Source organism: Gymnodinialimonas mytili (assembly GCF_037544085.1).
Classification (GTDB): domain Bacteria; phylum Pseudomonadota; class Alphaproteobacteria; order Rhodobacterales; family Rhodobacteraceae; genus Gymnodinialimonas; species Gymnodinialimonas mytili.
This window is the reverse complement of the sequence record NZ_JBBIFW010000002.1, coordinates 841746-864363: the sequence shown is the minus strand read 5'-3', so window position 1 is coordinate 864363 and position 22618 is coordinate 841746. Positions and strand designations below refer to the sequence as shown.

Below are 22618 nucleotides of genomic sequence, written 5' to 3'. Positions count from 1 at the left end.
GGTTATTCGATGGCCGCGTCAAGCGCGGCATATTCTTCAGGCATGTCCGTCACGTGGAACGTGTATGACAGGGTAATGGCGGGGATATCGCGGGTCTCAGGATCATCCAGCATCTCGGGATCCACGAAGAAGGTCACAGGCATTTCCACGCGTTCGCCGGGCTGCAGCACCTGCATCTCAAAACAGAAACACGCGATTTTCACGAAATATCCGCCGGTGACGAAGGGCGCGACATTGAAGCTGGCCGTGCCTGCAATGGGCCGATCGGTGGGATTGTAAGCCTCATAGAAGGCCAAGCCCGTCTCGCCCACGCGGATGTCGACATAGGGGGATAGCGGCCGGAACTCCCAGGGCATGTCCCGCGCGGTCGACGCATCAAAGCGCACCCGCACCACGTGATCCAGGACCGTGTCGCTCTCGCTATCGGAGGTCACGGTCGCGCCGCCAAATCCGGTCACCCGGCAAAACCAATCGTAAAACGGCACTGCGGCGGCGGTCAGCCCGCCCATCAGCACCAAAACCCCGCACAATTTGATCACGACACGGGCGTTGGCAGTCATGCCTTTCGCCTGGCTCTCGTCGCTCATTGATCTGTTCCTTCCGTCACGGGCAGCACGGAGGCCCGTGGTTGATGATCATGGGCCTCCATCAGCCCGCCGTCTTGGATTTTCGCGACCGTCAGGCCGAACACCACCGCACAGAACCCCACCAGGCACAACGCCGTGCCCGCGTTCCGGCCAAACCGGCGCGTGTGGATTTCATGGGGCTTGCTCAGCGATTTGCGGTCGATATCGGTCATGTCAGATCAATCCCAAAACCGGGCCACCCCAGATCGGCGCCATCAGCGCATCGACCAACAGGGCCCCGAAATGCAAGAACAGGTAGATGAGCGAGAATTTGAAGACCCGCTTTTCTACCGCATAACCGTCGGCCTCCGCCGCGAGCTCGTCCCGGCGCCAGATATCCCACGCGCCCTTTAGGAAGATCGCGTTCAACACCAGGGCCGTCGCCATATAGGCGGGGCCCGCCACCGAGGTCACCGCCAAGGCCAGGGCAACCGGCGCCAGCAGAACGGTGTAGATCAGGATTTGCCGCCGAGTTTCCGCGCGGCCATGGGTCACGGTCAGCATCGGGATCTTCGCTTCGTGATAGTCGGACTTCATGAACAGCGCCAAGGCCCAGAAATGGGGCGGCGTCCACATGAAGATCAGCCCGAACATCAGCACGCTGGCGATCGAGACATCCCCTGTCACGGCGGCCCAACCGATCACCGGGGGGAATGCCCCCGCGGCGCCGCCAATCACGATGTTCTGTGGCGTCGCCCGCTTCAGCCACATCGTGTAAACGACCGCATAGAAGAAGATCGTGAAGGCCAGCAGACCCGCCGCGACCCAATTGGTCGCCAGGCCCAGCATCACCACCGATAAGGCGCTCAGCCACAGGCCCAGCGTCAAAGCCTCACGCGGCTCCACCTTGCCCGCTGGCACGGGGCGGCGCGCGGTGCGCTTCATCACCGCATCCACATCGGCGTCGTACCACATGTTCAGCGCGCCCGAGGCACCCGCCCCCAATGCGATGAACAGGATCGCGGTGAAACCAACCATCGGAGACGTGCCGCCGGGTGCGACCAGCAGCCCGACCAGGGCGGTGAACACGACCAACGACATGACTCGTGGCTTCAACAGCGCCACGTAGTCGCCGAAGCCTGCCTCTGGCGCGCCGGGAAACGCCTGCGCTGCGCTGGATTGGGCTGTAAAATCGCTCATCTCAGGGGATCACTCAGCTGCGGCCAGTTCGATCACTTGAGGCGCGCGCGCTCCATCGAGTGAGGCGAATTCCGCCGCTTCACCGGCCAGCCAAGCCTCGTATTCCTCGGGCGTGACGGCAAACACAGTGATCGGCATGTAGGCGTGAGCCGCGCCGCACAATTCGGAGCATTGGCCGAAATAGACACCCTCTTGGCCGGGCTCGACCGAGAACCACAGCTCAGCCAAGCGACCGGGCACACCGTCCTGCTTCACGCCGAAGGACGGGATGGTCCAAGAATGGATCACGTCTGCCGCGGTGACCTGCACCACGATATCCTGACCTGTCGGGATCACCATCGCCGTGTCGGTGGCCAGCAGATACTCATCCTGGCTGTAGCCGTACTCCGCCAGCTCATCGGGGTTCAGCATGAAGCTGTCATAGGCGATGCCGTGCTCGGGGTATTCGTAGTTCCAATACCATTGCAGGCCCGTCGCCTTCACGACCACATCGCCCTCAGGAATGGTCTGCTGCTTGAACAGAACCGGCAGCGAAAAGGCCCCGATGAAGACCAGGATGACCAGCGGCACCACCGTCCAGGTGACTTCGATCTTGGTGTTATGCGTAAATGTCGCGGGCTCGGGATTGGCCTTCGCGTTGTGCTTGATCAGCGTATAGGCCAGCAGCCCAAGCACGAAGAACGTGATCGCCCCCATGATCCAGATCAACAGCGTATCCAAACCCCGGATGTCCGCGGCCAGCTCCGTCACGGCCGGCTGAAAGCCGACACCACCGGGCTCAGGTGCACCGATGATCGGCAATTCGCCCCGGATTTCAGTGGTTTGCGCCCAAACGGCGCCTGCCGTGAAGGTTGCGCCAAGTGCGGCCATGAGGCCGCTGAACTTCGAGCAAAATGCCATGTGGTCTGTCCTGTTATCCTCTGGACCCGCCGACATTCCAATTGAACAGGCGGTATACCAGTGTGTTCGCGTTGCGCAGACCATATAGCGGCTCTGTGCGCAAGACAGTGCTCAAAATTGTCTCACCCCAGCGTCCGTTTTGTCGCGCGCGTCGCGTGTCGCAGAAAACGAACGGACGCGCCGGGACGGGGTGTCGCAGCTGCGCCAAAACGCCTTATGTAAGAGGGATAGCAAAAGAGGATGCCAATGGCCGATACGTCCCCCTTCCGCCCGTTTGAGACCCATATCGATGAGGAAGCCGCCCTGCGCGTTCTGCGCGCGGCCACGGATGGGGCCGAAGATGGCGAACTGTTTCTGGAACGGCGTCGCTCCGAAGTGCTGGCTTTCGATGATGGCCGGATTCGCAACGCCTCCTATGATGCGGCGCAGGGGTTTGGCCTGCGGGCGGTGAAGGGTGAGGTCGCAGGCTACGCCCATTCCACCGAAATCTCCGAACAGGCGCTTTTGCGCGCGTCCGAGACCGCGCGATTGGCCGTGGGGGATGGCGGGGGCACCCTGGCCGAGGCCCCGCGCGGCACGAATGAAAAGCTCTACACCGATGCCGACCCGATGGCGGGCGCTGAATTTGGGGTGAAAATCGACACCCTGGCCGAGATCGACGCCTTCGCCCGCGATCTCGACCCACGCGTCGTCCAGGTCAGCGCCACCCTCGGCGCCTCCCTGCAAGAGGTCGAGATCCTGCGCCCCGACGGCGCCCGCGTCAGCGATGTGCGCCCAATGGTCCAGCTTTCCGTGTCGGTCATCGTCGAGGAAAACGGCCGCCGCGAAAGCGGCTCGGCCAGCGGCGGGGGGCGGGTCGGCGTCACCGGCCTGATCGACCGCGCCAATTGGGAGGCCAAGGCCCGCGAGGCCCTGCGTGTCGCGGTGGTGAACCTGTCGGCCGAACCCGCCCCAGCCGGTGTCATGGATGTGGCGCTTGGCCCCGGATGGCCAGGCATTCTTCTACACGAGGCCGTGGGCCACGGGTTGGAGGGCGATTTCAACCGCAAGAAACAGAGTGCCTTTGCCGGTCTGATGGGCGAACGTGTGGCGGCGCCCGGCGTGACGGTGTTGGATGACGGCACAATCCCCGACCGCCGCGGCTCGATCTCTGTCGATGATGAGGGCACGCCGTCGCACAAGACCACCCTGATCGAGGACGGCATCCTGGTCGGCTACATGCAAGACCGCCAATCCGCGCGGCTGATGGGGGTAGAGGCCACGGGCAATGGCCGCCGCCAAAGCTATGCCCACGCGCCGATGACGCGGATGACCAACACCTACATGTTGGGCGGCACCGCAGATCCCGGTAATATCGTCGCCGATGTGAAAGACGGCATCTACGCCGTTGGCTTCGGCGGCGGCCAGGTCGATATCACCAACGGCAAATTCGTGTTCTCCTGCACCGAGGCCTATCGCGTGAAAAACGGCGTGGTCGGCGCACCCGTGAAAGGCGCCACTCTGATCGGCGATGGCGCCACCGCGCTGAAACAGATCCGCGCCATCGGCAACGACATGGCGCTTGATCCCGGCATGGGCAATTGCGGCAAGAACGGCCAATGGGTCCCCGTGGGTGTCGGCCAACCGACCCTTCTGATCGGCGGGCTGACGGTCGGCGGTTCAGCCGCCTGAGGGCCGCGATGTCTGCCCTAAGACACGAAGTACTCGGGCGGGCTGTCTGATGGTGCGATTTTGGCAGCCCGTGTTCCGATCCCGTCCGCAGGGCCAGGTCCAGTTAACGATACGCAACTTGGTCAAGATCGGCCTGATCACCTGGCTCGGCCCTGCCCTTTTGGGCGGGGTGCTGCTTGCCATATCATCGCTCTTTGCCGATTTGACGGACTTTGAAACCGGCCAGGCATTTTCCCTATTTGCGGGGTTGCTGGCTGCGGCGGTCTTCTATGGGATCCTGGCAGTTTCGCTGGCGATATGTCTTTTTTCTCTTCTTATGGGGATTGGCTGGGCTGGCTGGATCACGCCCCTGCTGCTCTCGATTGCAATATCAGTCGCTATCGGCACAATCCTCAACATGCTGACGCCGGGTATCGGCACCCTCGTGTTCATGGTGGTGACCCGATTGTGGCAATCCATGTCTGTATCCTATGGACGGCGACACGCTGGATCTGCCCAGAGGTTCTGATGCGCTAGCCGCAAACGCTCCTGAGCTGCCTGGATGCCATCCAGCAACCCGAAACCGGACAGATGGAGAACACCAATGACACAAATTCGCTGGCGGGTACGCGATGCAGAGGCAGGCGAATTGGACGCTCTCGCCGCACTTTGGCACGACGCCTGGCATGACGGCCATGCCGTCATCGTGCCCAAAGACCTGGTCGCACTGCGCACGCTTGACGATTTCCGCGCCCGTTTGCCTGCGATGCTGGATGCGCTGCGCACCATCGGCCCGGTCGGCGCGCCACTTGGCTTGTGCGTGATCCGCGAGGATGAGATGCAGCAGCTTTTCGTCGCGGCCGAGGCGCGCGGCACCGGCGTGGCGGCGCAGCTTCTGGCCGATGCGGAACGGCGCTTGGCGCAGGCAGGCGTGTCGGAGGCCTGGCTTGACGCGGCGATCGGCAATGATCGCGCCATCCGCTTTTACGAACGCGCCGGATGGGCAAAATCCAGGATCGCCGATGAGCCGCTCGACACTGCCGAAGGAAAAGGCCGCTATATCCTGCGCGTACAGATCATGGTGAAACGTGTGGCAGATGCCGCGCCGAAACATGATCCTGCGGCCCGGTAAGAAACTGTTAACCAATTCGCGCCAGCTTCGCCCTATGTGGACCGCGCCCGATTCTATGCTCAGCTACGAGCCCACCGACGCCTTTTTCGAGGCGCCCATCGCCTATACCCCGCCGCCCAGTGCCAATGAGAATGATCGCCTCTTGCGATTGCGGCTGATCCGTTCACGCCGGGTCGGGCCCGCCACCTATCTGCGCCTGCTCAGTGAACATGGCTCTGCTGCGGCCGCCCTGGATGCGCTGCCCGAAGTCGCCGCGGCGGCTGGCGTCAAGGATTATCAGGCCTGCCCCGAAGGCGTTGTGCAGGCCGAGTTGCGTGCCGGAAAGCGCGCAGGCGCCCGGATGATCTGTCTGGGCGATCCCGATTATCCCGATGCCCTCGCGCAGGTCAGCGACGCGCCGCCCGTGCTTTGGGTCAAAGGCCATGTCGGATTGATGACGCGCCCCTGCGTGGCGCTTGTCGGCACGCGCAACGCCTCTAGCTTGGGGGCGCGTATGGCGCGCCGCCTGGCCGCTGATTTGGGTGCGGCGGGCTACGTTGTCGTCTCGGGCCTGGCGCGCGGGATCGATACGCTGGCGCACAAAGCCGCCCTGCCCACCGGCACCATCGCGGTCTATGCGGGCGGGATCGATGTGACCTACCCCACCGAAAACACCGACCTCGCCGCCGAGGTCGCGGCACAGGGCCTGACCGTGTCGGAACAACCGCCGGGCTTGCAACCACAGGCACGCCATTTCCCACGGCGCAACCGCATCGTCTCGGGCCTGTCGCAAGGCGTGATCGTGGTCGAAGCCGCTGCCCGCTCGGGCTCGCTGATCACCGCGCGCATGGCCGCTGATCAGGGCCGCGACGTCATGGCGGTGCCCGGCCATCCGATGGACAGCCGCGCCTCGGGGGGCAATATCCTGCTGCGTGACGGCGCCACCCTGATCCGCAGCGCCGAAGACGTGATCGAATTGCTGGGCCAGCCCCCCAGCCTGCCCGATATGCTGCGCCCCGACCTGCCGCCCGCCGCGACCCCACGCGCGCCGCGCGCCGCCCCGGCCGCGACCCAGGCCCAAGCCCAGGCCGATGGCGGGTTGGAGGGGCAAATCATCGCACAGCTTGGCGCCACGCCGGTGGCCGAAGATCAACTGATCCGCGATCTCGGCACATCGCCCCGCGCCTTGGCCCAGGCCCTTGCGGTCCTGGAAATGTCGGGGCGCGTCACGCGCTCTGCGGGCGGGATGGTCCACGCGACCTGACAGGCCTTCGGCACCAGCCATGTTCGTGCTGCATTGACAAGCGCGCCCAAGGCCCCACATGTTCCGCCGCCAGATCAAAGCACTTAAAAAGGTGAGTCCTCCATGCCCGTCGTTGTTGTCGAATCACCGGCTAAGGCCAAGACAATCAACAAATATCTGGGCAAGGACTATACCGTTCTTGCCTCCTATGGCCATGTGCGCGACCTACCCTCCAAAGACGGTTCCGTGGATCCCGAGGAAGGCTTTGCCATGACGTGGGAGGTCGCCTCCGACAGCAAAAAACACGTCAAAGCCATCGCCGACGCGCTGAAAGACGACCCGTCCCTGATCCTCGCCACCGACCCCGACCGCGAGGGCGAAGCGATCTCGTGGCACCTGCAGGAAGCGCTCAGCAAACGCAAAGCCATCAAGAAGGACACGCCCGTCCAGCGCGTGACCTTCAACGCGATCACCAAAGACGCCGTGACCAAAGCCATGGCCGAGCCGCGCCAGGTCGATATGGAACTGGTCGAGGCCTATCTCGCCCGCCGCGCGCTCGATTATCTCGTTGGCTTCAACCTGTCGCCCGTGCTTTGGCGCAAGCTGCCCGGCGCAAAATCCGCCGGTCGCGTGCAATCGGTCTGCCTGCGCCTGGTCGTCGAACGCGAGATGGAGATCGAGGCCTTCCGCCCCCGCGAATATTGGTCGGTCCGCGCCATGCTGGAAACGCCCCGCGGCCAGCAAATCGAGGCGCGCCTGACCGTTCTGGGCGGCAAAAAGCTCGACCGCTATGATCTGCCCAATGCCGCCGAGGCTGGCTTGGCTGTTCAGGCCGTGTCGTCCCGCGCGCTGAGCGTCACGAATGTCGAGGCCAAGCCGACCTCCCGCAATCCTGCCGCGCCCTTCATGACCTCGACCCTGCAGCAGGAGGCAAGCCGCAAATTCGGCATGGGCGCGCGGCAATGCATGTCGACCGCGCAGCGCCTCTACGAGGCCGGTCACATCACCTATATGCGCACCGACGGGATCGACATGGCGCCCGAAGCCGTCAGCGGCGCCCGAGATGCGATCAAAGATCGCTACGGCGCCGATTACGTGCCCGACAAGCCGCGGATTTATAAGAACAAAGCCAAGAACGCCCAAGAGGCGCATGAATGTATCCGCCCCACCGATATGTCCAAGGCCGCCGCCGATCTGAAATTGTCCGAAGACGACCAGCGCAAGCTCTACGATCTGATCTGGAAGCGCACCATCGCCAGCCAGATGGAAGCGGCCCGGATGGAACGCACAACCGTGACGATTGGCTCCGCCGACGGCCAGGTCGAACTGCGCGCCACTGGTCAGGTGGTGCTGTTTGATGGCTTCCTGAAAGTCTATGAGGAAGGGCGCGACGACGTTGCCGATGACGAAGATGGCAAGCGCCTGCCGCAACTCAGCACTGGCGATGCGCTGACATCCAGCGCAGAGGCGCTGACAGGCGATTACGGCAAGCTGGCGGGCGATGATGTCATCGAAGAGGACGGCGATCTGCGCCGATCCGCCGCCGCCATCCTGTCGAAAGACGGCGCCACGCTTGGCCAACAGCACCACACCCAACCGCCGCCCCGCTATACCGAGGCGACCCTGGTCAAGCGCATGGAAGAGCTCGGTATTGGCCGCCCCTCCACCTATGCCTCGATCATGGATACGATCCAGAACCGCGGCTATGTCATCAAGGATAAAGGCCGTCTGATTCCCGAGGATAAAGGCCGCCTGGTCACGGTCTTCCTGTCGAATTACTTCAACCGCTACGTGGAATACGATTTCACCGCGGCGCTGGAAAACCAGCTTGATGAGGTCAGCGCAGGCGACAAGCATTACAAAGACGTGCTCGACGGGTTCTGGCGCGATTTCCACGCTGCCATCGAAGAAACCGCCGAGCTGCGCATCACCGATGTGCTGGAAAAGATCAACGAGGTGCTGGAGCCGCATCTCTTCCCCGCCAAGGAAGACGGGACCGATCCGCGGCTCTGCCCCAATTGCGGCGTTGGGCGCCTATCGATGCGCACCGCGCGGGCGGGCGGCGCCTTTATCGGCTGCTCGAACTACCCCGAATGCCGCTATACGCGCGCTTTCGGCCCGCCGAACGAAAACGCCGATCAAACAGGCGATATCCTAGGCCCCGATGGCAAGATGCTGGGCGTCGATCCCGACACGTCGGAAAAGGTCAGCCTGCGCACCGGGCGCTTCGGGCCTTACGTGCAACTCGGCGATGTCACCGAAGAGGTCAAGAAACCCCCGCGCGCCTCCCTGCCCAAAGGGTGGGAGGTTGACGATATCGATCTGGACAAGGCGCTGATGCTGCTGAGCCTGCCACGCAAGGTCGGCGACCATCCCGAAGATGGCGAACCGGTCGAGGCCGGGATCGGTCGCTACGGCCCCTTCGTCAAGCATGGGCGTGTCTATGCGAACCTTCCCGAGGTGGACGAGGTCTTTACCATCGGCATGAACCGCGCCGTCGAACTCATCGCCGAAAAGGCCGCCGGGCGCGGCGGGCGCGGTCAGGCGGCAGCCCCGCTGAAGGAATTGGGCGAACACCCGTCCGAAGGCGGCCCCGTTCAGGTCATGAAAGGCCGCTACGGGCCTTACGTGAAATGGGCCAAGATCAACGCGACCCTGCCCAAGGATCTCGATCCCGAAACGGTCACCATGGACAAAGCCGTTGAACTGATTGCCGAAAAACAAGCCAAAGGCGGCAAAGGCACCGGCAAACGGCGCGCCAAGAAGAAGGCCTGATTGCTCGCGATCCCCTGACCCAAACCGCAACCAAACCGACCGGCCCCACCACACCCGGGCCGCGCGCACAATCCCAATCGGCCCAGGGATCAAAACACACGCAAACCGCCGGTCGCCCCCCCTCCTTCCAATGGCCTAAAATACCCCGGGGAGGTCCAAAGGACCGGGGCGGAGCCCCAAAAAGGGGTGGGAGGGCGGGCCCTCCCGCTCCCAAACACCTCAACGCCCCTTGACCCGCGCCGCGAGGAGACCGACATGGCCGATATGGTTGACACACCGCCCCTCGCGCCGACCCCCGCCGCCCTTGGCTTCCTTCTATCACGCCGGTCGCGCCCACCGCGGATGCTGGGCATGAAGGTGCCCGACCGTGCCACCATCGAGGTGCTGTTGACCGCTGCCGCGCGCGTGCCCGATCACGGCAAGCTGGAGCCTTGGCGCTTCATCGTTCTGCAGCACGCCGCCTGCCAACGCCTCGGCGCCCTGGCGCAAGACCGCGGGGCCACCCTGGCGATGGACCACGACAAGGTGGACAAGACGGCGAGCGGGTTCCGCGACGCCCATCTGATCATTGCGGTCGTCTCCGCGCCAAAACCGTCGGACCGCATCCCGGTCGAGGAGCAAACCGCCTCGGCCTCCGCCGCCTGCCTCTCACTCGTCAATGCCGCCTTGGCCGCCGGTTGGGGCGCCTGCTGGCTGACCGGCTGGGCCTCGTCGGACCGCGACTTTCTGCAGACCGGGCTGGGTCTGAGCGCGAGCGAAGCCCTCGCAGGTTTCATCCATATCGGCGAAGAACAGCGCCCACCCCCGGAGCGCCCGCGCCCCGACATTTCCGCACTGACCACGTGGCAAGACACATGATTTTCACAAGCTTTCTCAAGGCCGTCGGCCAGCTCAGCGATAGCCGGTTCGTCAGCGTTCTGCTGCGCGGGATCGGTCTAACAATCCTGCTCCTGATCGGGTTTTACGTCCTGTTCGTTCTGGCAATCGGCTGGCTTCTGCCAGACAGTTTCACGCTACCGTGGATCGGCGAAATCAGCTGGGTCGACAACGTTCTGACCTTTGCCGGCATCCCGCTGATGCTGTTCTTGTCGGTGTTTCTGATGGTGCCCGTCAGTGCGGCCTTTATGGGCATCTTCCTCGACCGGGTCTCGGACGCAGTCGAAGATCGCCACTATCCCGGTCTGCCCCCCGCCCGCGCTCTTGGCCTGGGTGAGGCGATGGCCGATGTCGCGAAGTTCCTGGGCGTGCTGACGGCAGTGAACCTGGTGGCGCTGATCTTCTACCTGCTCTTCGCCCCGCTCGCGCCGATCCTGTTCTGGGTCGTCAACGGCATCTTACTGGGCCGCGAATATGGCCAGATGGTTGCCCTGCGCCGCCATGATGCCCGCGGCGCCGCCGAGTTCCGCAAGCAAAACCGCGCGACGCTGTTCGCGGCGGGTGTGGTGATGGTCGTTCCGATGACCATTCCGGTGGTGAATATCCTGGTGCCGATCCTGGGTGCGGCGACCTTCACGCACCTCTACCACGCGCTTAACGGGCGTTCGAGCCAAGCCCAAACCGCGTGAACAGATCGATATCGTCCAAGGTGATGACGCCCGACAGGATGATGAAGGCAACCACCGCCCAGATCCCGGCCGCGATGATGCTGGTCCAGATGACCCGGGTGCGCATCTGGGGATCCGCGGGCGCTGATCCGTGGGTGCCCGCCACGCGCCCCTCACCCGCGTCATCCTGGGTGGTGACTCGCACCTGAAGCGAGATCAGAAGCGTCATGAACCAGATGATCGCATACAGAACGATGCCCGAGACAATGCCCATCAGACCTGTTCCAATTCGACCAGGGTGCCGGTGAAGTCTTTCGGGTGCAGGAACAGCACCGGTTTGCCATGGGCGCCGATTTTCGGCTCTCCACTGCCCAGAACGCGCGCACCTGAGGCTTGCAGCTTATCGCGCGCGGCTAGGATATCCTCAACCTCATAGCAGACATGGTGGATCCCACCCGAGGGGTTCTTTTCCAAAAACGAACCAATGGGAGAATCCTCTCCCAACGGATAGAGCAGCTCGATCTTGGTATTGGGCAGCTCGATGAACACCACCGTCACGCCATGATCCGGCTCGTCCTGCGGGGCGCCGACTTTGGCGCCAAGCGTGTCGCGGTACTGCGCCGCGGCGGCCTCCAGGTCGGGAACGGCGATGGCAACGTGATTCAAACGACCGATCATGGGATCCTCCAAATAGCTTGTCCCCATATGACGCCCGCCGCGCGCACGGGCAAGGGCAGGCAGGGGCGCTGCGACAGTGCGGCGCCATTTACGCCTCATAAACCATATGCGTGCGACAACCGTTTTAGGGCGGGAATCAGCGCCAGCCCAGTTGGGGGATTTGAGATGGATGATCAACTTTCGGAATTTGACCTGCGCCCGCAACCGACCGTCGAGCGGCCGCTTTTGGGCCTGACGATCTTGGTGGTGGAAGACAGTCGATACGCCTCCGAAGCGATCCGATTGATGAGCCTTCGGTCAGGCGCCCGATTGCGCCGTGCCGATTGCTTCGCCTCCGCCGAACGGCATCTGAATATCTACTGCCCGACCATCGCGATTATCGATCACGGCCTGCCCGACGGGTCTGGCATCGATCTGATCCGACGCATCGCCACCTCTCGCAACCGCCTGCCGATTATCCTGGGCACCTCCGGCGCGGAACGCGAGGCGGCTGAGCGTGAGGCGATGCAGGCAGGCGCCGACGGGTTCATTCCCAAACCGATCCAGACCGTGGCCGCGTTCCAGGCGGCGATCCTGTCGCATCTGCCCGATACCGTCCGTCCGGTCGGCCCGCGGGATGCGCCCATCATCGTGGTCGACCCCGACCCGATCGCACTGCGCGAAGATCTGAGCCATGCGATGGACCTGCTCGCGTCGGACAGGCCGCCGGTGGAGTATCTGCGCAAGTTCCTGATCGGGATCGCCCGGGCCGTCGACGACATCGGCATGGAGCGGCGCGCCCAGAAGATGACGGCGCATCCGGCCCCGTCCGATTACGCCGCCCTGCGTGAGTTTCTATCGACCCGCATCCAGGCGGTGCCGAGCGTCGTGTGACGCCTAGTCCTGCGGGATCACGCGCAGACCAAGCTCCATCAACTGATCCGAGGTCGGGTCCGACGGCGCATCCATCATCAGATCCTCCGCGCGCTGGTTCATCGGGAACAGGATGACCTCGCGGATATTGGCGGTGTCGGCCAGAAGCATCACGATCCGGTCGATCCCCGCCGCGCAGCCGCCATGGGGCGGCGCGCCGTATTGGAACGCATTCACCATCCCGCCGAAGCGCTTGCGCACCTCGTCTTCGCCATAGCCCGCCAATTCAAACGCCTTGAACATGATCTCTGGCTTGTGGTTCCGGATCGCGCCCGACACCAATTCGTAGCCGTTGCAAGCCAGGTCATATTGATACCCCAGCACGCCCAGCGGATCGCCATCCAGCGCGTCCAACCCGCCCTGCGGCATCGAAAACGGGTTGTGAGAGAAATCGACACGACCGGTTTCCTCATCCGCCTCGTACATCGGGAAATCGACGATCCAGGCAAAGGCAAAGCGGTTCTGCTCGGTCAGGCCCAGCTCATCGCCGATCACCACCCGCGCCCGGCCCGCAACGGCCTCAAACTGTGCCGGTTTGCCCGCCAGGAAAAACGCCGCGTCGCCGACGCCCAGGCCCAGCTGCTGCCGGATCGCCTCGGTCCGCTCGGGCCCGATATTCTTGGCCAGCGGTCCAGCCGCGTCCATCACTCCCTGATCGACCTCGCGCCAGAAAATATACCCCATCCCAGGCAGGCCCTGTTCCTGGGCAAATTTGTTCATCCGGTCGCAGAATTTCCGCGAGCCGCCGCTGGGTGCCGGGATCGCACGCACCTCGGTGCCCTCCTGCTCCAGCAGATTGGCGAAGATCGCAAAGCCAGAGCCGCGGAAATGGTCGCTGACGACCTGCATCTTGATCGGGTTGCGCAGGTCCGGCTTGTCGGTCCCATACCACAAAGCCGCATCGGCATAGCTGATCTGCGGCCAATCCTGATCCACCGTCGCGCCGCCGCCGAACTCCTCGAACACGCCGCGGATCACCGGCTGGATCGTGTCGAACACGTCCTGCTGCTCGACAAAGGACATCTCCATATCGAGCTGGTAGAAATCGGTGGGCGAGCGGTCGGCGCGCGGGTCTTCGTCGCGGAAACAGGGCGCGATCTGGAAATATTTGTCGAAGCCCGACACCATCAGCAGCTGTTTGAATTGCTGCGGCGCCTGGGGCAGCGCGTAGAATTTGCCCGGATGGAGCCGCGAGGGCACCAGGAAATCGCGCGCACCTTCGGGGCTGGAGGCGGTGATGATCGGCGTCTGATATTCGCGGAAATCGATGTCCCACATGCGTTTGCGGATCGAGGCGACCACGTCGGAGCGCAGCACCATGTTGCGCTGCATCACCTCGCGCCGCAGATCCAGGTAGCGATAGCGCAGCCGCGTTTCCTCGGGATATTCCTGATCGCCGAAGACCTGCAGCGGCAATTCCCCGGCGCCGCCCAGCACCTCCATATCGCGGATATAGACCTCAATCTCGCCAGTAGGCAGCTTGGGGTTGATCAGATCCTCGGCGCGGGCCTTCACCGTCCCGTCGATGCGCACACAGAACTCCGCGCGCAGCTTCTCGACCTCGGCAAAAACCGGGCTGTCGGGGTCGCACAGCACCTGCGTGATGCCGTAATGGTCGCGCAGGTCGATGAAGATCACCCCGCCATGGTCCCGCCGACGATGCACCCAGCCTGAAAGACGAACGGTTTCGCCGACATGGGCGGCGTTCAGGTCGGCGCAGGTGTGGCTGCGAAAGGCATGCATGGGCGGGCTCCGATGGGCGAGAAATCAAGTTGCGCCGATACACCTTGCAGGGGGCGCGAAGTCAACCCTCGCCCGCCCAAGCGATCCAGCAAATTAGCGATCGCGCGTGGCTGCAATCAGCGGCAGGCCAGCGCGTCCTGCACCGCGGCTGCCGAAAACGGTCCCAACGCCCGGGTTGTCAGCGCGCCGCTCTCCATCCGGCTCGCCATCACCCGGCTCCAGGCGGCATCGGCGGTGATCATCTCGGGGCCGTCGCCGCAATCGCGCACACCGCCGGTGATGAAATCCTCGCCAATGCGGTGATTGCTGAGGCCCTCCAGTGTGGCGATCTGGGTCAGGGTCCCGTCCGCATAGCGCCAGACGCGCAAGATCCGGGCCAGATGCGGGCGGTCGACATAGGCGATGTCCATGGCGCCGTCACCATCGAAATCCGCGGTGCCTACGGGCGCGAGCCACCGGTTGGCCTGTCCGATATGCGGCGTGGCTGCGCGCATCTCCAACCCCGCGGCGCCCAACCCGTAGACGACCAGCCGTGCGCCCAACCGGGCGTGGCTTTGCACCACGATAATCTCCGGCCGGCCATCGCCGTCCAGATCGGCCAGGCGCGGCGCGAGATCCTCGAACACCTCCTCCTCCAGCAGGCTGACCCCGCTGACGGCGCAATTTGGGACATCATCCACCATGGCGACCAAAGCGCCCGCTTCCACCGCATCGCCCAGCACCCCATGGGCGTAGCGCGTTGTGGGCTCTTCGTACCAGGCTGCGACCGGGCCCGGTCGGGGCACCTCACCCGGCGCTTCCACCAGCGAGCCATCCATCGCCCGCCCGACCCACGGCGCGACTTCGCATGCGACGGCGCCCCAGGACCCCGCCAGCCACAGGCCCAGACCTATCACCGCGCCGCGGGCAAGACACCGCCACGGGCGCCCCGGGCGACGCGGCGCCCCGGCCATCAGATCTGCTTTTCAGGCATCTGAACGACCAGGCCGTCCAGATCATCGGTCACCTTCAACTGGCAGGTCAGGCGCGACCGAGCCGGATCGGGCTCATAGGCGAATTCCAGCATGTCCTCTTCCATCGGATCGACGGCCGGCAGCTTGTCCACCCATTCCTCGGCCACATAGACATGGCAGGTCGAACAGGCACAGGCGCCGCCGCAATCGGCCTCGATCCCCGGAATGGAATTGTCCCGCGCGCCCTCCATGACGGTCAGGCCATTGGCGACATCCACCTCGTGTTTGGTGCCGTTATGTTCGATATAGGTGATCTTCGCCATCTGGGCGCGCTCCCCGAAAACTGTCCATGTTGCCGCATATTTAGTGGCCCCGGCGCAGCCCGACCAGCCCCAATCGCCTGTACCGCCGCCGCGCGGCGCGCAGAGGGGGCAACAGCGCCGCGATCGGCCAAGCTCTGCCGGGGATCTGCTTGTTTTTCGGATCACTTTTCCCGTGCCGGAAACTCGGCTAATCTCGTGCGAGATCACGGGCACAGCCCACCAAGTTCAAGGGTTTGAGCAGTCCGATGCGCCTAATCTGTCTTTTGGTAGCCGCCTCAGCCCTGTCCGCCTGTCTGCCATCGCACCGAAGCCCCGAGGCCTTCACCGCCACCATCGACCCCGTCACCACCACCGGCGTTTCCGGGATCGAGGTCAGCCGCGGCATCGGCCCGCCCGATGCCGATCCCGATCGCTGTTACGGGCGCGAGATCACCCCAGCGGTGATCGAGACGGTGGTCGAAAACCGCCAGCTGCAGCGCCGGATCGTCGAAGATCGCACCGAAACCTGGTTCGAGACCCCCTGCGAGTTGGATGACGACGCCGAATTTACCGCCACCCTGCAACGGGCGCTGGCCGCCCGCGGGCTCTATGGCGGTGAGATCACCGGCACGCTCGATCCCGCCACCGCCGCCGCGATCCGCGCCTACCAGGCCCCCCAGGGGCTCGACAGCAGCGTGCTGTCCCTGGCTGCCGCGCGTCAATTGGGGCTCGTGATCTGGGATCCGGAACTGGCCGCCGATCCGGCCACGTGACCCCATCGACCATTGCACCCATGGCGGTTGCGGATCCGCACCGAATGACGCGGGTGATGCGCGCCGCCAGCCTGACCTCTTAACAACCCCTCGGCCACTCAGCCATGATCGCGACGACTGCGCCTCCTGGGCCCCGCGTGGATCGCGACCTGCCGCATCCCGACCTATCGGCGGGAGAGGTCTTTCTCAGCGTCCGTGGCGCGGGTCGGATCACCGGCTTGACGGCTTTCACAGGCGCCACTCTCGTCGGCCTCCATGTCGATCCTGCATGGACGGACCAGGGGGCGTCGGTCCGGCGCTGCTCGACGCGGCAGAGCGTCGGATGCGCGATGGCGGCTGTCAGATTGCCTGCCTGACCGCCGCCCAAGACGCCGTGCCCTTCTACCGTGCCCCGGATTGACGGCACGCAACTGGACCACCCGTGGCGGCCGGCTCCTTCAGGTGTCCGACCTGGCGAACCCACGGCAGCCACAAAAAAGCCCCCGGCGCCGCGAGGGGCAGCGGGGGCGGTGTCTAGGGTCTCGCGCTGTCTATTCCGACACGCTCGGCGCCAGTTCGTCTTCGATCCCCAGCGCCATAAAGCGTGGCGTGCCATCGCGGCGGATGAGCAGCAGGATCGATTTCTGCCCCGCCTCTTCCGCGGCATTGATCTGCGCACGGAAGGCCTCGGCCGAGCCGACGGGGGTCTGCGTCACCTCGGTGATGATATCGCCGATCTGCAAACCCATCTCCGCCGCATCCGAGGCCGGATCAATCGCCTCGATCACCAGGCCTGTCGTCACGTTTGTAGCGTTCAACCGCTCGCGCAGCTCATCGGTCAGGGGGGCCAGGCTCATACCCAGGATATCTTCCGTGGCGCCCTCTTCGACGGATTCCTCCACCACGCTGCCCGCGGCGCCTTCGGCGGTTTCCCGGCGGCCCAGTGTCACGCGCAGGGTTTCGGTCTCACCGTCGCGGAACACCAGCACACGCACCGTTTCCCCCACCGTAGAATCGCCCACCATGCGCACCAGACCGCGGGTATCCTGGATCTCAGTGCCGTCGAAGGACAAGATCACATCACCCACTTCGATGCCGCCATCCAGCGCCGGGCCGGTTGGCACATCGGTCACCATGGCGCCGCGCGCCTCATCCAGACCGATGGCCTCGGCCATATCCGCCGTGACGTCCTGAATGCGCACGCCCAGCCAGCCACGGCGGGTTTCGCCGAATTCCTGAAGCTGTTCGACGACATTCACCACAACATCTGACGACATCGCAAAGCCGATCCCGATCGAGCCGCCGGTGGGCGAGAGGATCGCGGTGTTCACGCCGATCACCTCGCCTTCCAGATTGAACAGCGGACCACCGGAATTGCCCTGGTTGATCGCCGCATCGGTCTGAATGAAATCGTCATAGGCTCCACTCAGCGACCGGCCGAAGGCCGAGATCACGCCGACCGAGACCGAAAAGCCCTGGCCCAGCGGGTTGCCCATCACCATCACCCAATCGCCCACGCGGTGCTCCTGGGCCACGCCGAACGGCACATAGGCCAGCGGCGTGTCGCTTTCCACACGCAGCAGCGCGATGTCTGTATTGGGGTCGGTGCCGATCAGTTCGGCCACCAATTCGCGGCCATTGCGGAACTCGATATTGATCTCGTCGGCGCCCTCGATGACGTGATTGTTGGTCACGATGTAGCCGTCTTCGGAAATCACAAAGCCAGATCCCAACGCCTGGCTGCGCCGCGGTGCGTTATCGGGGCCTTGGCGATCCAGGAAATCGTTGAAGAAATCCTCCAGCGGCGAGCCCTCGGGCACCTGTGGCTGCGGACCACCGGCGCGGCCGGCCACCACCGAGGATGTGGTGATGTTCACAACCGCATCTCCGACTTGGTCGACCAGATCCGCAAATCCCGGCAGGGCGGAGTTTTGGGCGCGGGCCGGGATCGCGGAGGCCAGCATCGCCAGGGTCATCAGGGCCGCCAACAGCGCGGCAAGGGCCGCGCGCGGGTCGATGCCGCTGCGCCGGGGCTGGGCCACCACCCTTGCCACGGCACCGTTGCGCTGTCGTGGGTCTTGGGGGGAACGTGTATGCAGTGTCACTTGCAGTAACCTCCTCAGAATACCGTCAAACAGGCGAGCCTGTCCTATGCAATGATATTTGCGCTGAAATCGCGGTAATCAAGTTTGGGTTTCCCCCCTGCCCGCGTTCGTCACGTCACATGAGCGTGAAAATGTCGCCTGGTCTTGGCCGAAACTGGCACGTCCCGAGAGCTGAAACAAATCTTTCCCCGAACCACGTGCGGGAAAACCGCCCCTAGCCCAGGCTGATCGCCCAAGACGTGAGGACAGCCCCCGCCACCAGGGCCGCCAGGCCGATCATGCGCCGGGTTTCGGGCGGAATGGCCGCCATCAGGCGGATCAACTCTTCCAAACGCGAAGGGGCCAGTGCGAACACCAGCCCCTCGATCACAAGGACCATACCGAGGCCCATGAGAATGGCTTGCCACATAGGGCGTTACTCGGCGGCGGGTGCCGCAAGTGCGTTGCCGCCGCCCAGGGCCGAGCCGTCGAAATATTCGAAGAACTCGCTATCGGGGGAAATCACGAAGGTCGAGTTCTGCCGCAGCGCCCGTTCATAGGCGGTCAGCGACCGGGTGAAATCGAAGAACTCCGTGTCCTGGCCGAAGGCTTCGGCAAAGATCCGCGTCCGTTCGGCATCGGCCTCACCGCGGGTGATCTCCGCCTCGCGATTGGCTTCCGAGACCAGCTCGACCACCGTCCGGTCGGCCTGGGCGCGGATCCGCTGTGCGGCCTCTTCCCCGCGGGCGATCTCGTCGGCGGCTTCGCGTTCCCGCTCGGCGCGCATCCGGGCAAAGGTTGCATCCAGGTTCTGGGCCGGCAGGTTGGTCTGCTTCAGACGCACATCCAGAACGTCGATCCCCAGCGAGGCCGCCCGGGCGCGGGCCTGGGCGGTGATCTGCACCATCAGGCGCGCCCGCTCTTCGGACAGGATCGTGTTCGACGTGACCCCATCGGCACCCAGAACGGCGCGGATCCGGTCATTCAAGACATCTTCCAGCAGGGTTTCAGCCTGACGGATCCCGCCGGGCACCGCCTGCACGAAACGTTCCACATCGTTGATGCGATAGCGCGCGAAGGCATCGACCACCAGGCGCCGGTCATCGGAGGGCGTCACCTCGGTGGCCGCCGTGTCCAGCGACAGGATCCGGTCTTCGAAATAGGCCACATTCTGGAAGAACGGGATTTTGAAGTTCAGCCCCGGCTCATTGATGACCTGGCGGATCTGACCAAATTGCAGGACCAGGGCGCGCTGGCGTTCATCGACCACGAAGATCGATTGCGAGGCGATGATGACGGCCAGAATGCCGAGCGGCAGAAGGAAAATCGAGCGGCGCATATCAGTTCGAGCTCCCGGTTGTCGTGGCCGTGCCCGCAGGACGGCGCAATTCGTTCAAGGGCAGATAGGGCACAACCCCCTGCCCGCCACCGCCGGCCTCGCCGTCGATGATGACCAGATCCGTCTCACCCAGCACACGCTCCAGCGTTTCCAGATACAGACGGCGACGCGTCACGTCGGGCGCCACATTGTATTCTTCGAGGATCGCCAAGAAGCGGCTCGCCTCACCCAGGGCTTCGTTCACCACGCGGGCCCGGTAGCCTTCGGCGACTTCCAGGATCTGGGCGGCTTCACCGCGGGCCCCGGCGGTCACCCGGTTGGAATAGGCATCCGCGGTGCGTTCCAGACGGTCACGCTCCTGTTCGGCGGCCTGAACCTCGCGGAACGCATCGATCACGTCCTCGGGCGGGTCGGCCCGGTCAAGGTTCACACGAATGATGTTCACACCCGATTGGTAGCTGTCCATCGTGGTCTGGATCAGCGCGTCGACCTGCTCACCGATCAATTGACGGTCGCGGTTCAGGATCGGCGCCAATTCGGATTGTGCGATCACTTCGCGCATCGCCGATTCCGCCACCGCGCGGATCGTCGCTTCGGGATCGCGCAGGTTGAACAGATAGGCTTCGGGATCGGTGATGTTCCACACCACCTGGAAATCGATGTCGACGATGTTTTCGTCGGTGGTCAGCATCAGACCCGCATCGGAGACGCCGGGACGATTGGTGCCGATGGCCTCGGTGCGTTCCTGCGCGGTGTCGATCACCTCGGCGGTGAAGAGCGGCCAGGGCGCGAAGTTCAGGCCGGGCGCGGTCACGTTGCTGCGTTCGCCCAGGAACAGGACAACGCCCTGCGATCCCGGCTGGACCGTGTAGACCGATGCGTAAAGCCATGCGGCCAGGGCAATCAGCGCGCCCCCGATCCACATCGTGCGCGGCGAAATCGGGTCGCCGCCGCCCTGGTTGTTGCCGCCGGTGCCGCCACCGCGGCCGCCCATCAGAACGCGCAGCTGTTCCTGTCCTTTGCGGACGATATCGTCGATCTCAGGGATGTTCTGGCCTTCGCCGCGTCCCGGTCCACCCGGACGTCGCGGCCCGTTTCCATCACCGTTGTTGCCGGAATTTCCGCGGTTGCCACCGCCACCGCCCCCCCAGGGTCCGCCACCGTTACCAGCCATTTCGTGTCTCACCTCTACGATCAAACGTGTGTTGCATCCCTATATGGGGCACGAAACGAGGTTTACACCCAAAACCGTGCGTTTTCGCGATCCTTACACGGATTTATGCGGTGCGCATCGGCTCTTTCATCGTCACGATCTCTTCGGACATCGTCGGGTGGACCGCAACGGTGCGGTCGAAATCCTCTTTTGTGGCCCCCATTTTCACCGCCACACCAGCCAGCTGGATCATCTCACCGGCATTCGGCGCGACGATATGGCAGCCTAGGATCTTGCGGTTGGATTTGGCCACGATCAGCTTCATCAGCACCCGCCAGGGCTTGCCCGCAAAGGCCGTCTGCATCGGCCGGAACGAGGTGCAATAGACCTCGATCTCTTCCTGATCGCGGGCCTCTTCCTCGGTCATGCCGACCGTGCCGTATTCGGGCTGCGTGAACACCGCCGAGGGGATCAGATCGTGATCGACCGGCGTTGGGTTGCCCTTGAACACCGTCTCCACGAAGGCCATGCCCTCGCGGATCGCCACGGGGGTCAGATTGACGCGGTTGGTGACATCGCCAATCGCGTAGATCGAGGGCACGCCGGTCTGGCTGTATTCATCCACCTCGACCTCGCCGCGACGGCCCACTTTCACGCCGATCTCCTCCAGCCCCAGCCCATCGGTATTGGGCGTCCGACCCGTCGCAAAGAGCACGCGGTCAAACACGCCCTCCTGCCCATTCGTCGCCTTCACCCAGATCGGACCCGTGGTGCTGGCATCGTGGCGCAACGCCTCCAGATCCTGCACCGCCGCGCCCATCGCCGCATCGCTGTCGGTTCCGGTCCAGGACAGCGTGTGATCCTCGGATGCCGGCGCCATCTCGACGATATTGGTGCCCAGACGCAGATCGATCCCCTGCTCACGCATCATCTCGGCGATCAGGCCGCGCGCCTCGTCATCGAAGCCGCGCAGGATCTGCGCGCCCCGATAGAACTGCGTCACCTCCACCCCGAGCCCGGCCATGATGCAGGCAAATTCGCAGGCAATATAGCCGCCGCCGATGATCAGCAGCCGCTTGGGCAGCGCGTCGAGGTGAAAGATATCGTCCGAGACGATGCCCAGATCCGCATTCGGCATATCGGGCCGGGTCGGGCGCCCGCCGGTGGCCAGCAGGACGTGTTTCGCGGTCTTGGCCTCGCCGTTGACCTGGATCGTATGGGCGTCGCTCAGCACCGCGCGGCCATCGAAGATCTCCACCCCCGACCCGTCCAGCAGCGTGCGATAGACGCCCTCCAGCCGGTCCAATTCGCTGTTCAACCGGTCACGGAAGGTGGGCCACTGGAAATCGCCATCCTGCACATCCCAGCCATAGGCGCGCGCCTCGGAAAAGCCCTCGCGGTAACCCGAGGCAAAGACCATCAGCTTTTTCGGCACGCAGCCACGGATGACGCAGGTGCCGCCCATCCGGCTTTCCTCGGCCAGCGCCACCTTGGCACCCTGGGCCGCCGCGACACGCGCGGCGCGCACGCCGCCGGATCCACCGCCAATGACAAACAGGTCATAGTCGAAATCGGACATGGGCGGGGCTCCTTCAGGCGCAATATTGGTCAGCAGGTGATGGGCGACATATCCCATACCGCCCCCGCCCTGACCAGAGGCCCGCGCGCCGATCCGCCCTGCACCACCGCGCGCTACTCTGCGCAGATGCGCAA

The 22618-nt window shown here is 64.2% G+C and carries 24 protein-coding genes; 10 read left to right on the top strand and 14 right to left on the bottom strand.

The window, feature by feature from the left end:
• Positions 1 to 2: 2 nt before the first annotated feature.
• Genes V8J82_RS13735 through coxB form a run of 4 tightly spaced genes read right to left on the bottom strand, consistent with a single transcriptional unit; the run spans position 3 to position 2666 of the window.
• The gene (locus V8J82_RS13735) at positions 3 to 587 is read right to left on the bottom strand and encodes a cytochrome c oxidase assembly protein (protein ID WP_439650063.1); all 585 of its coding nucleotides are present in this window, start codon (positions 585 to 587) and stop codon (positions 3 to 5) included.
• Complete coding sequence (locus tag V8J82_RS13730; RefSeq protein WP_339975932.1) at positions 584 to 799, bottom strand: cytochrome c oxidase system small membrane protein; 216 nt, start codon at positions 797 to 799, stop codon at positions 584 to 586. Before V8J82_RS13730 ends, V8J82_RS13735 begins: the two co-directional genes overlap by 4 nt.
• Before the next feature lies 1 nt (position 800).
• The gene (gene cyoE, locus V8J82_RS13725) at positions 801 to 1766 is read right to left on the bottom strand and encodes a heme o synthase (RefSeq protein ID WP_339975931.1); all 966 of its coding nucleotides are present in this window, start codon (positions 1764 to 1766) and stop codon (positions 801 to 803) included.
• Positions 1767 to 1775: 9 nt separating this feature from the next.
• Positions 1776 to 2666 carry a cytochrome c oxidase subunit II gene (gene coxB, locus V8J82_RS13720; protein WP_339975930.1) on the bottom strand — a complete coding sequence of 297 codons (891 nt, stop codon included), beginning with the start codon at positions 2664 to 2666 and terminating at the stop codon, positions 1776 to 1778.
• A gap of 246 nt (positions 2667 to 2912) precedes the next feature.
• On the opposite strand from coxB, the gene tldD reads away from it, so the two are divergent.
• From tldD to V8J82_RS13685, 7 genes are all read left to right on the top strand, one after another.
• Positions 2913 to 4337: a metalloprotease TldD gene (gene tldD / locus V8J82_RS13715; protein ID WP_339975929.1), complete on the top strand. Its 1425-nt coding sequence runs from the start codon at positions 2913 to 2915 to the stop codon at positions 4335 to 4337.
• Positions 4338 to 4386: 49 nt separating this feature from the next.
• A complete protein-coding gene (locus V8J82_RS13710) occupies positions 4387 to 4845 on the top strand; it encodes a hypothetical protein (protein ID WP_339975928.1) in 459 nt (152 codons plus the stop codon).
• Positions 4846 to 4920: 75 nt separating this feature from the next.
• On the top strand, positions 4921 to 5448 hold the full coding sequence (locus tag V8J82_RS13705; protein WP_339975927.1) for a GNAT family N-acetyltransferase: 528 nt from the start codon (positions 4921 to 4923) through the stop codon (positions 5446 to 5448).
• A 55-nt stretch (positions 5449 to 5503) separates the two neighbouring features.
• Positions 5504 to 6691 (top strand): DNA-processing protein DprA, encoded by a 1188-nt coding sequence (gene dprA / locus V8J82_RS13700; protein ID WP_439650070.1) that lies wholly within the window; start codon positions 5504 to 5506, stop codon positions 6689 to 6691.
• Between the two features lie 102 nt (positions 6692 to 6793).
• Positions 6794 to 9445: a type I DNA topoisomerase gene (gene topA / locus V8J82_RS13695; protein WP_339975925.1), complete on the top strand. Its 2652-nt coding sequence runs from the start codon at positions 6794 to 6796 to the stop codon at positions 9443 to 9445.
• A gap of 255 nt (positions 9446 to 9700) precedes the next feature.
• Positions 9701 to 10303 (top strand): nitroreductase family protein, encoded by a 603-nt coding sequence (locus V8J82_RS13690; protein WP_339975924.1) that lies wholly within the window; start codon positions 9701 to 9703, stop codon positions 10301 to 10303.
• Positions 10300 to 11010, top strand: a complete 711-nt coding sequence (locus V8J82_RS13685; protein ID WP_339975923.1) for an EI24 domain-containing protein — start codon at positions 10300 to 10302, stop codon at positions 11008 to 11010. Before V8J82_RS13690 ends, V8J82_RS13685 begins: the two co-directional genes overlap by 4 nt.
• Here the strand turns inward: V8J82_RS13685 and V8J82_RS13680 are convergent.
• Positions 10976 to 11263, bottom strand: a complete 288-nt coding sequence (locus tag V8J82_RS13680) for a DUF1467 family protein (RefSeq protein WP_339975922.1) — start codon at positions 11261 to 11263, stop codon at positions 10976 to 10978. The two genes, V8J82_RS13685 and V8J82_RS13680, sit on opposite strands and share 35 nt — an antisense overlap.
• Positions 11263 to 11667, bottom strand: a complete 405-nt coding sequence (mce, locus tag V8J82_RS13675) for a methylmalonyl-CoA epimerase (protein ID WP_339975921.1) — start codon at positions 11665 to 11667, stop codon at positions 11263 to 11265. The genes V8J82_RS13680 and mce overlap by 1 nt, the downstream gene beginning before the upstream one ends.
• A 165-nt stretch (positions 11668 to 11832) precedes the next feature.
• Between mce and V8J82_RS13670 the strand changes: the two genes are divergently transcribed.
• Positions 11833 to 12540 carry a response regulator gene (locus V8J82_RS13670; protein ID WP_339975920.1) on the top strand — a complete coding sequence of 236 codons (708 nt, stop codon included), beginning with the start codon at positions 11833 to 11835 and terminating at the stop codon, positions 12538 to 12540.
• Positions 12541 to 12543: 3 nt separating this feature from the next.
• Here the strand turns inward: V8J82_RS13670 and aspS are convergent, their stop codons facing one another.
• The 3 genes from aspS to V8J82_RS13655 form a co-directional block, all read right to left on the bottom strand.
• Positions 12544 to 14322 carry an aspartate--tRNA ligase gene (gene aspS / locus V8J82_RS13665; protein ID WP_339975919.1) on the bottom strand — a complete coding sequence of 593 codons (1779 nt, stop codon included), beginning with the start codon at positions 14320 to 14322 and terminating at the stop codon, positions 12544 to 12546.
• 116 nt (positions 14323 to 14438) lie between these two features.
• Positions 14439 to 15218, bottom strand: coding sequence for an FG-GAP repeat domain-containing protein (locus V8J82_RS13660; RefSeq protein ID WP_339975918.1), 780 nt, complete (start codon positions 15216 to 15218; stop codon positions 14439 to 14441).
• 56 nt (positions 15219 to 15274) lie between these two features.
• Positions 15275 to 15598 (bottom strand): 2Fe-2S iron-sulfur cluster-binding protein, encoded by a 324-nt coding sequence (locus V8J82_RS13655; RefSeq protein ID WP_339975917.1) that lies wholly within the window; start codon positions 15596 to 15598, stop codon positions 15275 to 15277.
• Positions 15599 to 15843: 245 nt separating this feature from the next.
• Here V8J82_RS13655 and V8J82_RS13650 point away from each other — a divergent pair, with 245 nt between their 5' ends.
• Together V8J82_RS13650 and V8J82_RS13645 are read left to right on the top strand one after the other, a co-directional pair.
• Complete coding sequence (locus V8J82_RS13650) at positions 15844 to 16350, top strand: peptidoglycan-binding domain-containing protein (RefSeq protein ID WP_339975916.1); 507 nt, start codon at positions 15844 to 15846, stop codon at positions 16348 to 16350.
• 268 nt (positions 16351 to 16618) lie between these two features.
• Positions 16619 to 16750, top strand: coding sequence for a GNAT family N-acetyltransferase (locus tag V8J82_RS13645; RefSeq protein WP_339975915.1), 132 nt, complete (start codon positions 16619 to 16621; stop codon positions 16748 to 16750).
• A 130-nt stretch (positions 16751 to 16880) separates the two neighbouring features.
• On the opposite strand, the gene V8J82_RS13640 is transcribed toward V8J82_RS13645, so the two are convergent.
• The 5 genes from V8J82_RS13640 to V8J82_RS13620 form a co-directional block, all read right to left on the bottom strand.
• Positions 16881 to 18305 (bottom strand): Do family serine endopeptidase, encoded by a 1425-nt coding sequence (locus V8J82_RS13640; RefSeq protein WP_339976048.1) that lies wholly within the window; start codon positions 18303 to 18305, stop codon positions 16881 to 16883.
• A 343-nt stretch (positions 18306 to 18648) separates the two neighbouring features.
• Positions 18649 to 18843, bottom strand: coding sequence for a DUF2065 domain-containing protein (locus tag V8J82_RS13635; RefSeq protein WP_339975914.1), 195 nt, complete (start codon positions 18841 to 18843; stop codon positions 18649 to 18651).
• Between the two features lie 6 nt (positions 18844 to 18849).
• On the bottom strand, positions 18850 to 19752 hold the full coding sequence (gene hflC, locus V8J82_RS13630) for a protease modulator HflC (RefSeq protein ID WP_339975913.1): 903 nt from the start codon (positions 19750 to 19752) through the stop codon (positions 18850 to 18852).
• A gap of 1 nt (position 19753) precedes the next feature.
• A complete protein-coding gene (hflK, locus tag V8J82_RS13625; RefSeq protein ID WP_339975912.1) occupies positions 19754 to 20926 on the bottom strand; it encodes an FtsH protease activity modulator HflK in 1173 nt (390 codons plus the stop codon).
• A gap of 103 nt (positions 20927 to 21029) precedes the next feature.
• Positions 21030 to 22484: an FAD-dependent oxidoreductase gene (locus V8J82_RS13620; RefSeq protein ID WP_339975911.1), complete on the bottom strand. Its 1455-nt coding sequence runs from the start codon at positions 22482 to 22484 to the stop codon at positions 21030 to 21032.
• Between the last annotated feature and the right edge of the window lie 134 nt (positions 22485 to 22618).

Bases quoted from the DNA above. Each gene is read 5' to 3' on its own strand.
- V8J82_RS13735 (WP_439650063.1), bottom strand. From the start codon at position 587: ATGAGCGACGAGAGCCAGGCGAAAGGCATGACTGCCAACGCCCGTGTC.
- V8J82_RS13730 (WP_339975932.1), bottom strand. From the start codon at position 799: ATGACCGATATCGACCGCAAATCGCTGAGCAAGCCCCATGAAATCCAC.
- cyoE (WP_339975931.1), bottom strand. From the start codon at position 1,766: ATGAGCGATTTTACAGCCCAATCCAGCGCAGCGCAGGCGTTTCCCGGC.
- coxB (WP_339975930.1), bottom strand. From the start codon at position 2,666: ATGGCATTTTGCTCGAAGTTCAGCGGCCTCATGGCCGCACTTGGCGCA.
- tldD (WP_339975929.1), top strand. From the start codon at position 2,913: ATGGCCGATACGTCCCCCTTCCGCCCGTTTGAGACCCATATCGATGAG.
- V8J82_RS13710 (WP_339975928.1), top strand. From the start codon at position 4,387: ATGGTGCGATTTTGGCAGCCCGTGTTCCGATCCCGTCCGCAGGGCCAG.
- V8J82_RS13705 (WP_339975927.1), top strand. From the start codon at position 4,921: ATGACACAAATTCGCTGGCGGGTACGCGATGCAGAGGCAGGCGAATTG.
- dprA (WP_439650070.1), top strand. From the start codon at position 5,504: ATGCTCAGCTACGAGCCCACCGACGCCTTTTTCGAGGCGCCCATCGCC.
- topA (WP_339975925.1), top strand. From the start codon at position 6,794: ATGCCCGTCGTTGTTGTCGAATCACCGGCTAAGGCCAAGACAATCAAC.
- V8J82_RS13690 (WP_339975924.1), top strand. From the start codon at position 9,701: ATGGCCGATATGGTTGACACACCGCCCCTCGCGCCGACCCCCGCCGCC.
- V8J82_RS13685 (WP_339975923.1), top strand. From the start codon at position 10,300: ATGATTTTCACAAGCTTTCTCAAGGCCGTCGGCCAGCTCAGCGATAGC.
- V8J82_RS13680 (WP_339975922.1), bottom strand. From the start codon at position 11,263: ATGGGCATTGTCTCGGGCATCGTTCTGTATGCGATCATCTGGTTCATG.
- mce (WP_339975921.1), bottom strand. From the start codon at position 11,667: ATGATCGGTCGTTTGAATCACGTTGCCATCGCCGTTCCCGACCTGGAG.
- V8J82_RS13670 (WP_339975920.1), top strand. From the start codon at position 11,833: ATGGATGATCAACTTTCGGAATTTGACCTGCGCCCGCAACCGACCGTC.
- aspS (WP_339975919.1), bottom strand. From the start codon at position 14,322: ATGCATGCCTTTCGCAGCCACACCTGCGCCGACCTGAACGCCGCCCAT.
- V8J82_RS13655 (WP_339975917.1), bottom strand. From the start codon at position 15,598: ATGGCGAAGATCACCTATATCGAACATAACGGCACCAAACACGAGGTG.
- V8J82_RS13650 (WP_339975916.1), top strand. From the start codon at position 15,844: ATGCGCCTAATCTGTCTTTTGGTAGCCGCCTCAGCCCTGTCCGCCTGT.
- V8J82_RS13645 (WP_339975915.1), top strand. From the start codon at position 16,619: ATGGACGGACCAGGGGGCGTCGGTCCGGCGCTGCTCGACGCGGCAGAG.
- V8J82_RS13640 (WP_339976048.1), bottom strand. From the start codon at position 18,305: ATGACCCTGGCGATGCTGGCCTCCGCGATCCCGGCCCGCGCCCAAAAC.
- V8J82_RS13635 (WP_339975914.1), bottom strand. From the start codon at position 18,843: ATGTGGCAAGCCATTCTCATGGGCCTCGGTATGGTCCTTGTGATCGAG.
- hflC (WP_339975913.1), bottom strand. From the start codon at position 19,752: ATGCGCCGCTCGATTTTCCTTCTGCCGCTCGGCATTCTGGCCGTCATC.
- hflK (WP_339975912.1), bottom strand. From the start codon at position 20,926: ATGGCTGGTAACGGTGGCGGACCCTGGGGGGGCGGTGGCGGTGGCAAC.
- V8J82_RS13620 (WP_339975911.1), bottom strand. From the start codon at position 22,484: ATGTCCGATTTCGACTATGACCTGTTTGTCATTGGCGGTGGATCCGGC.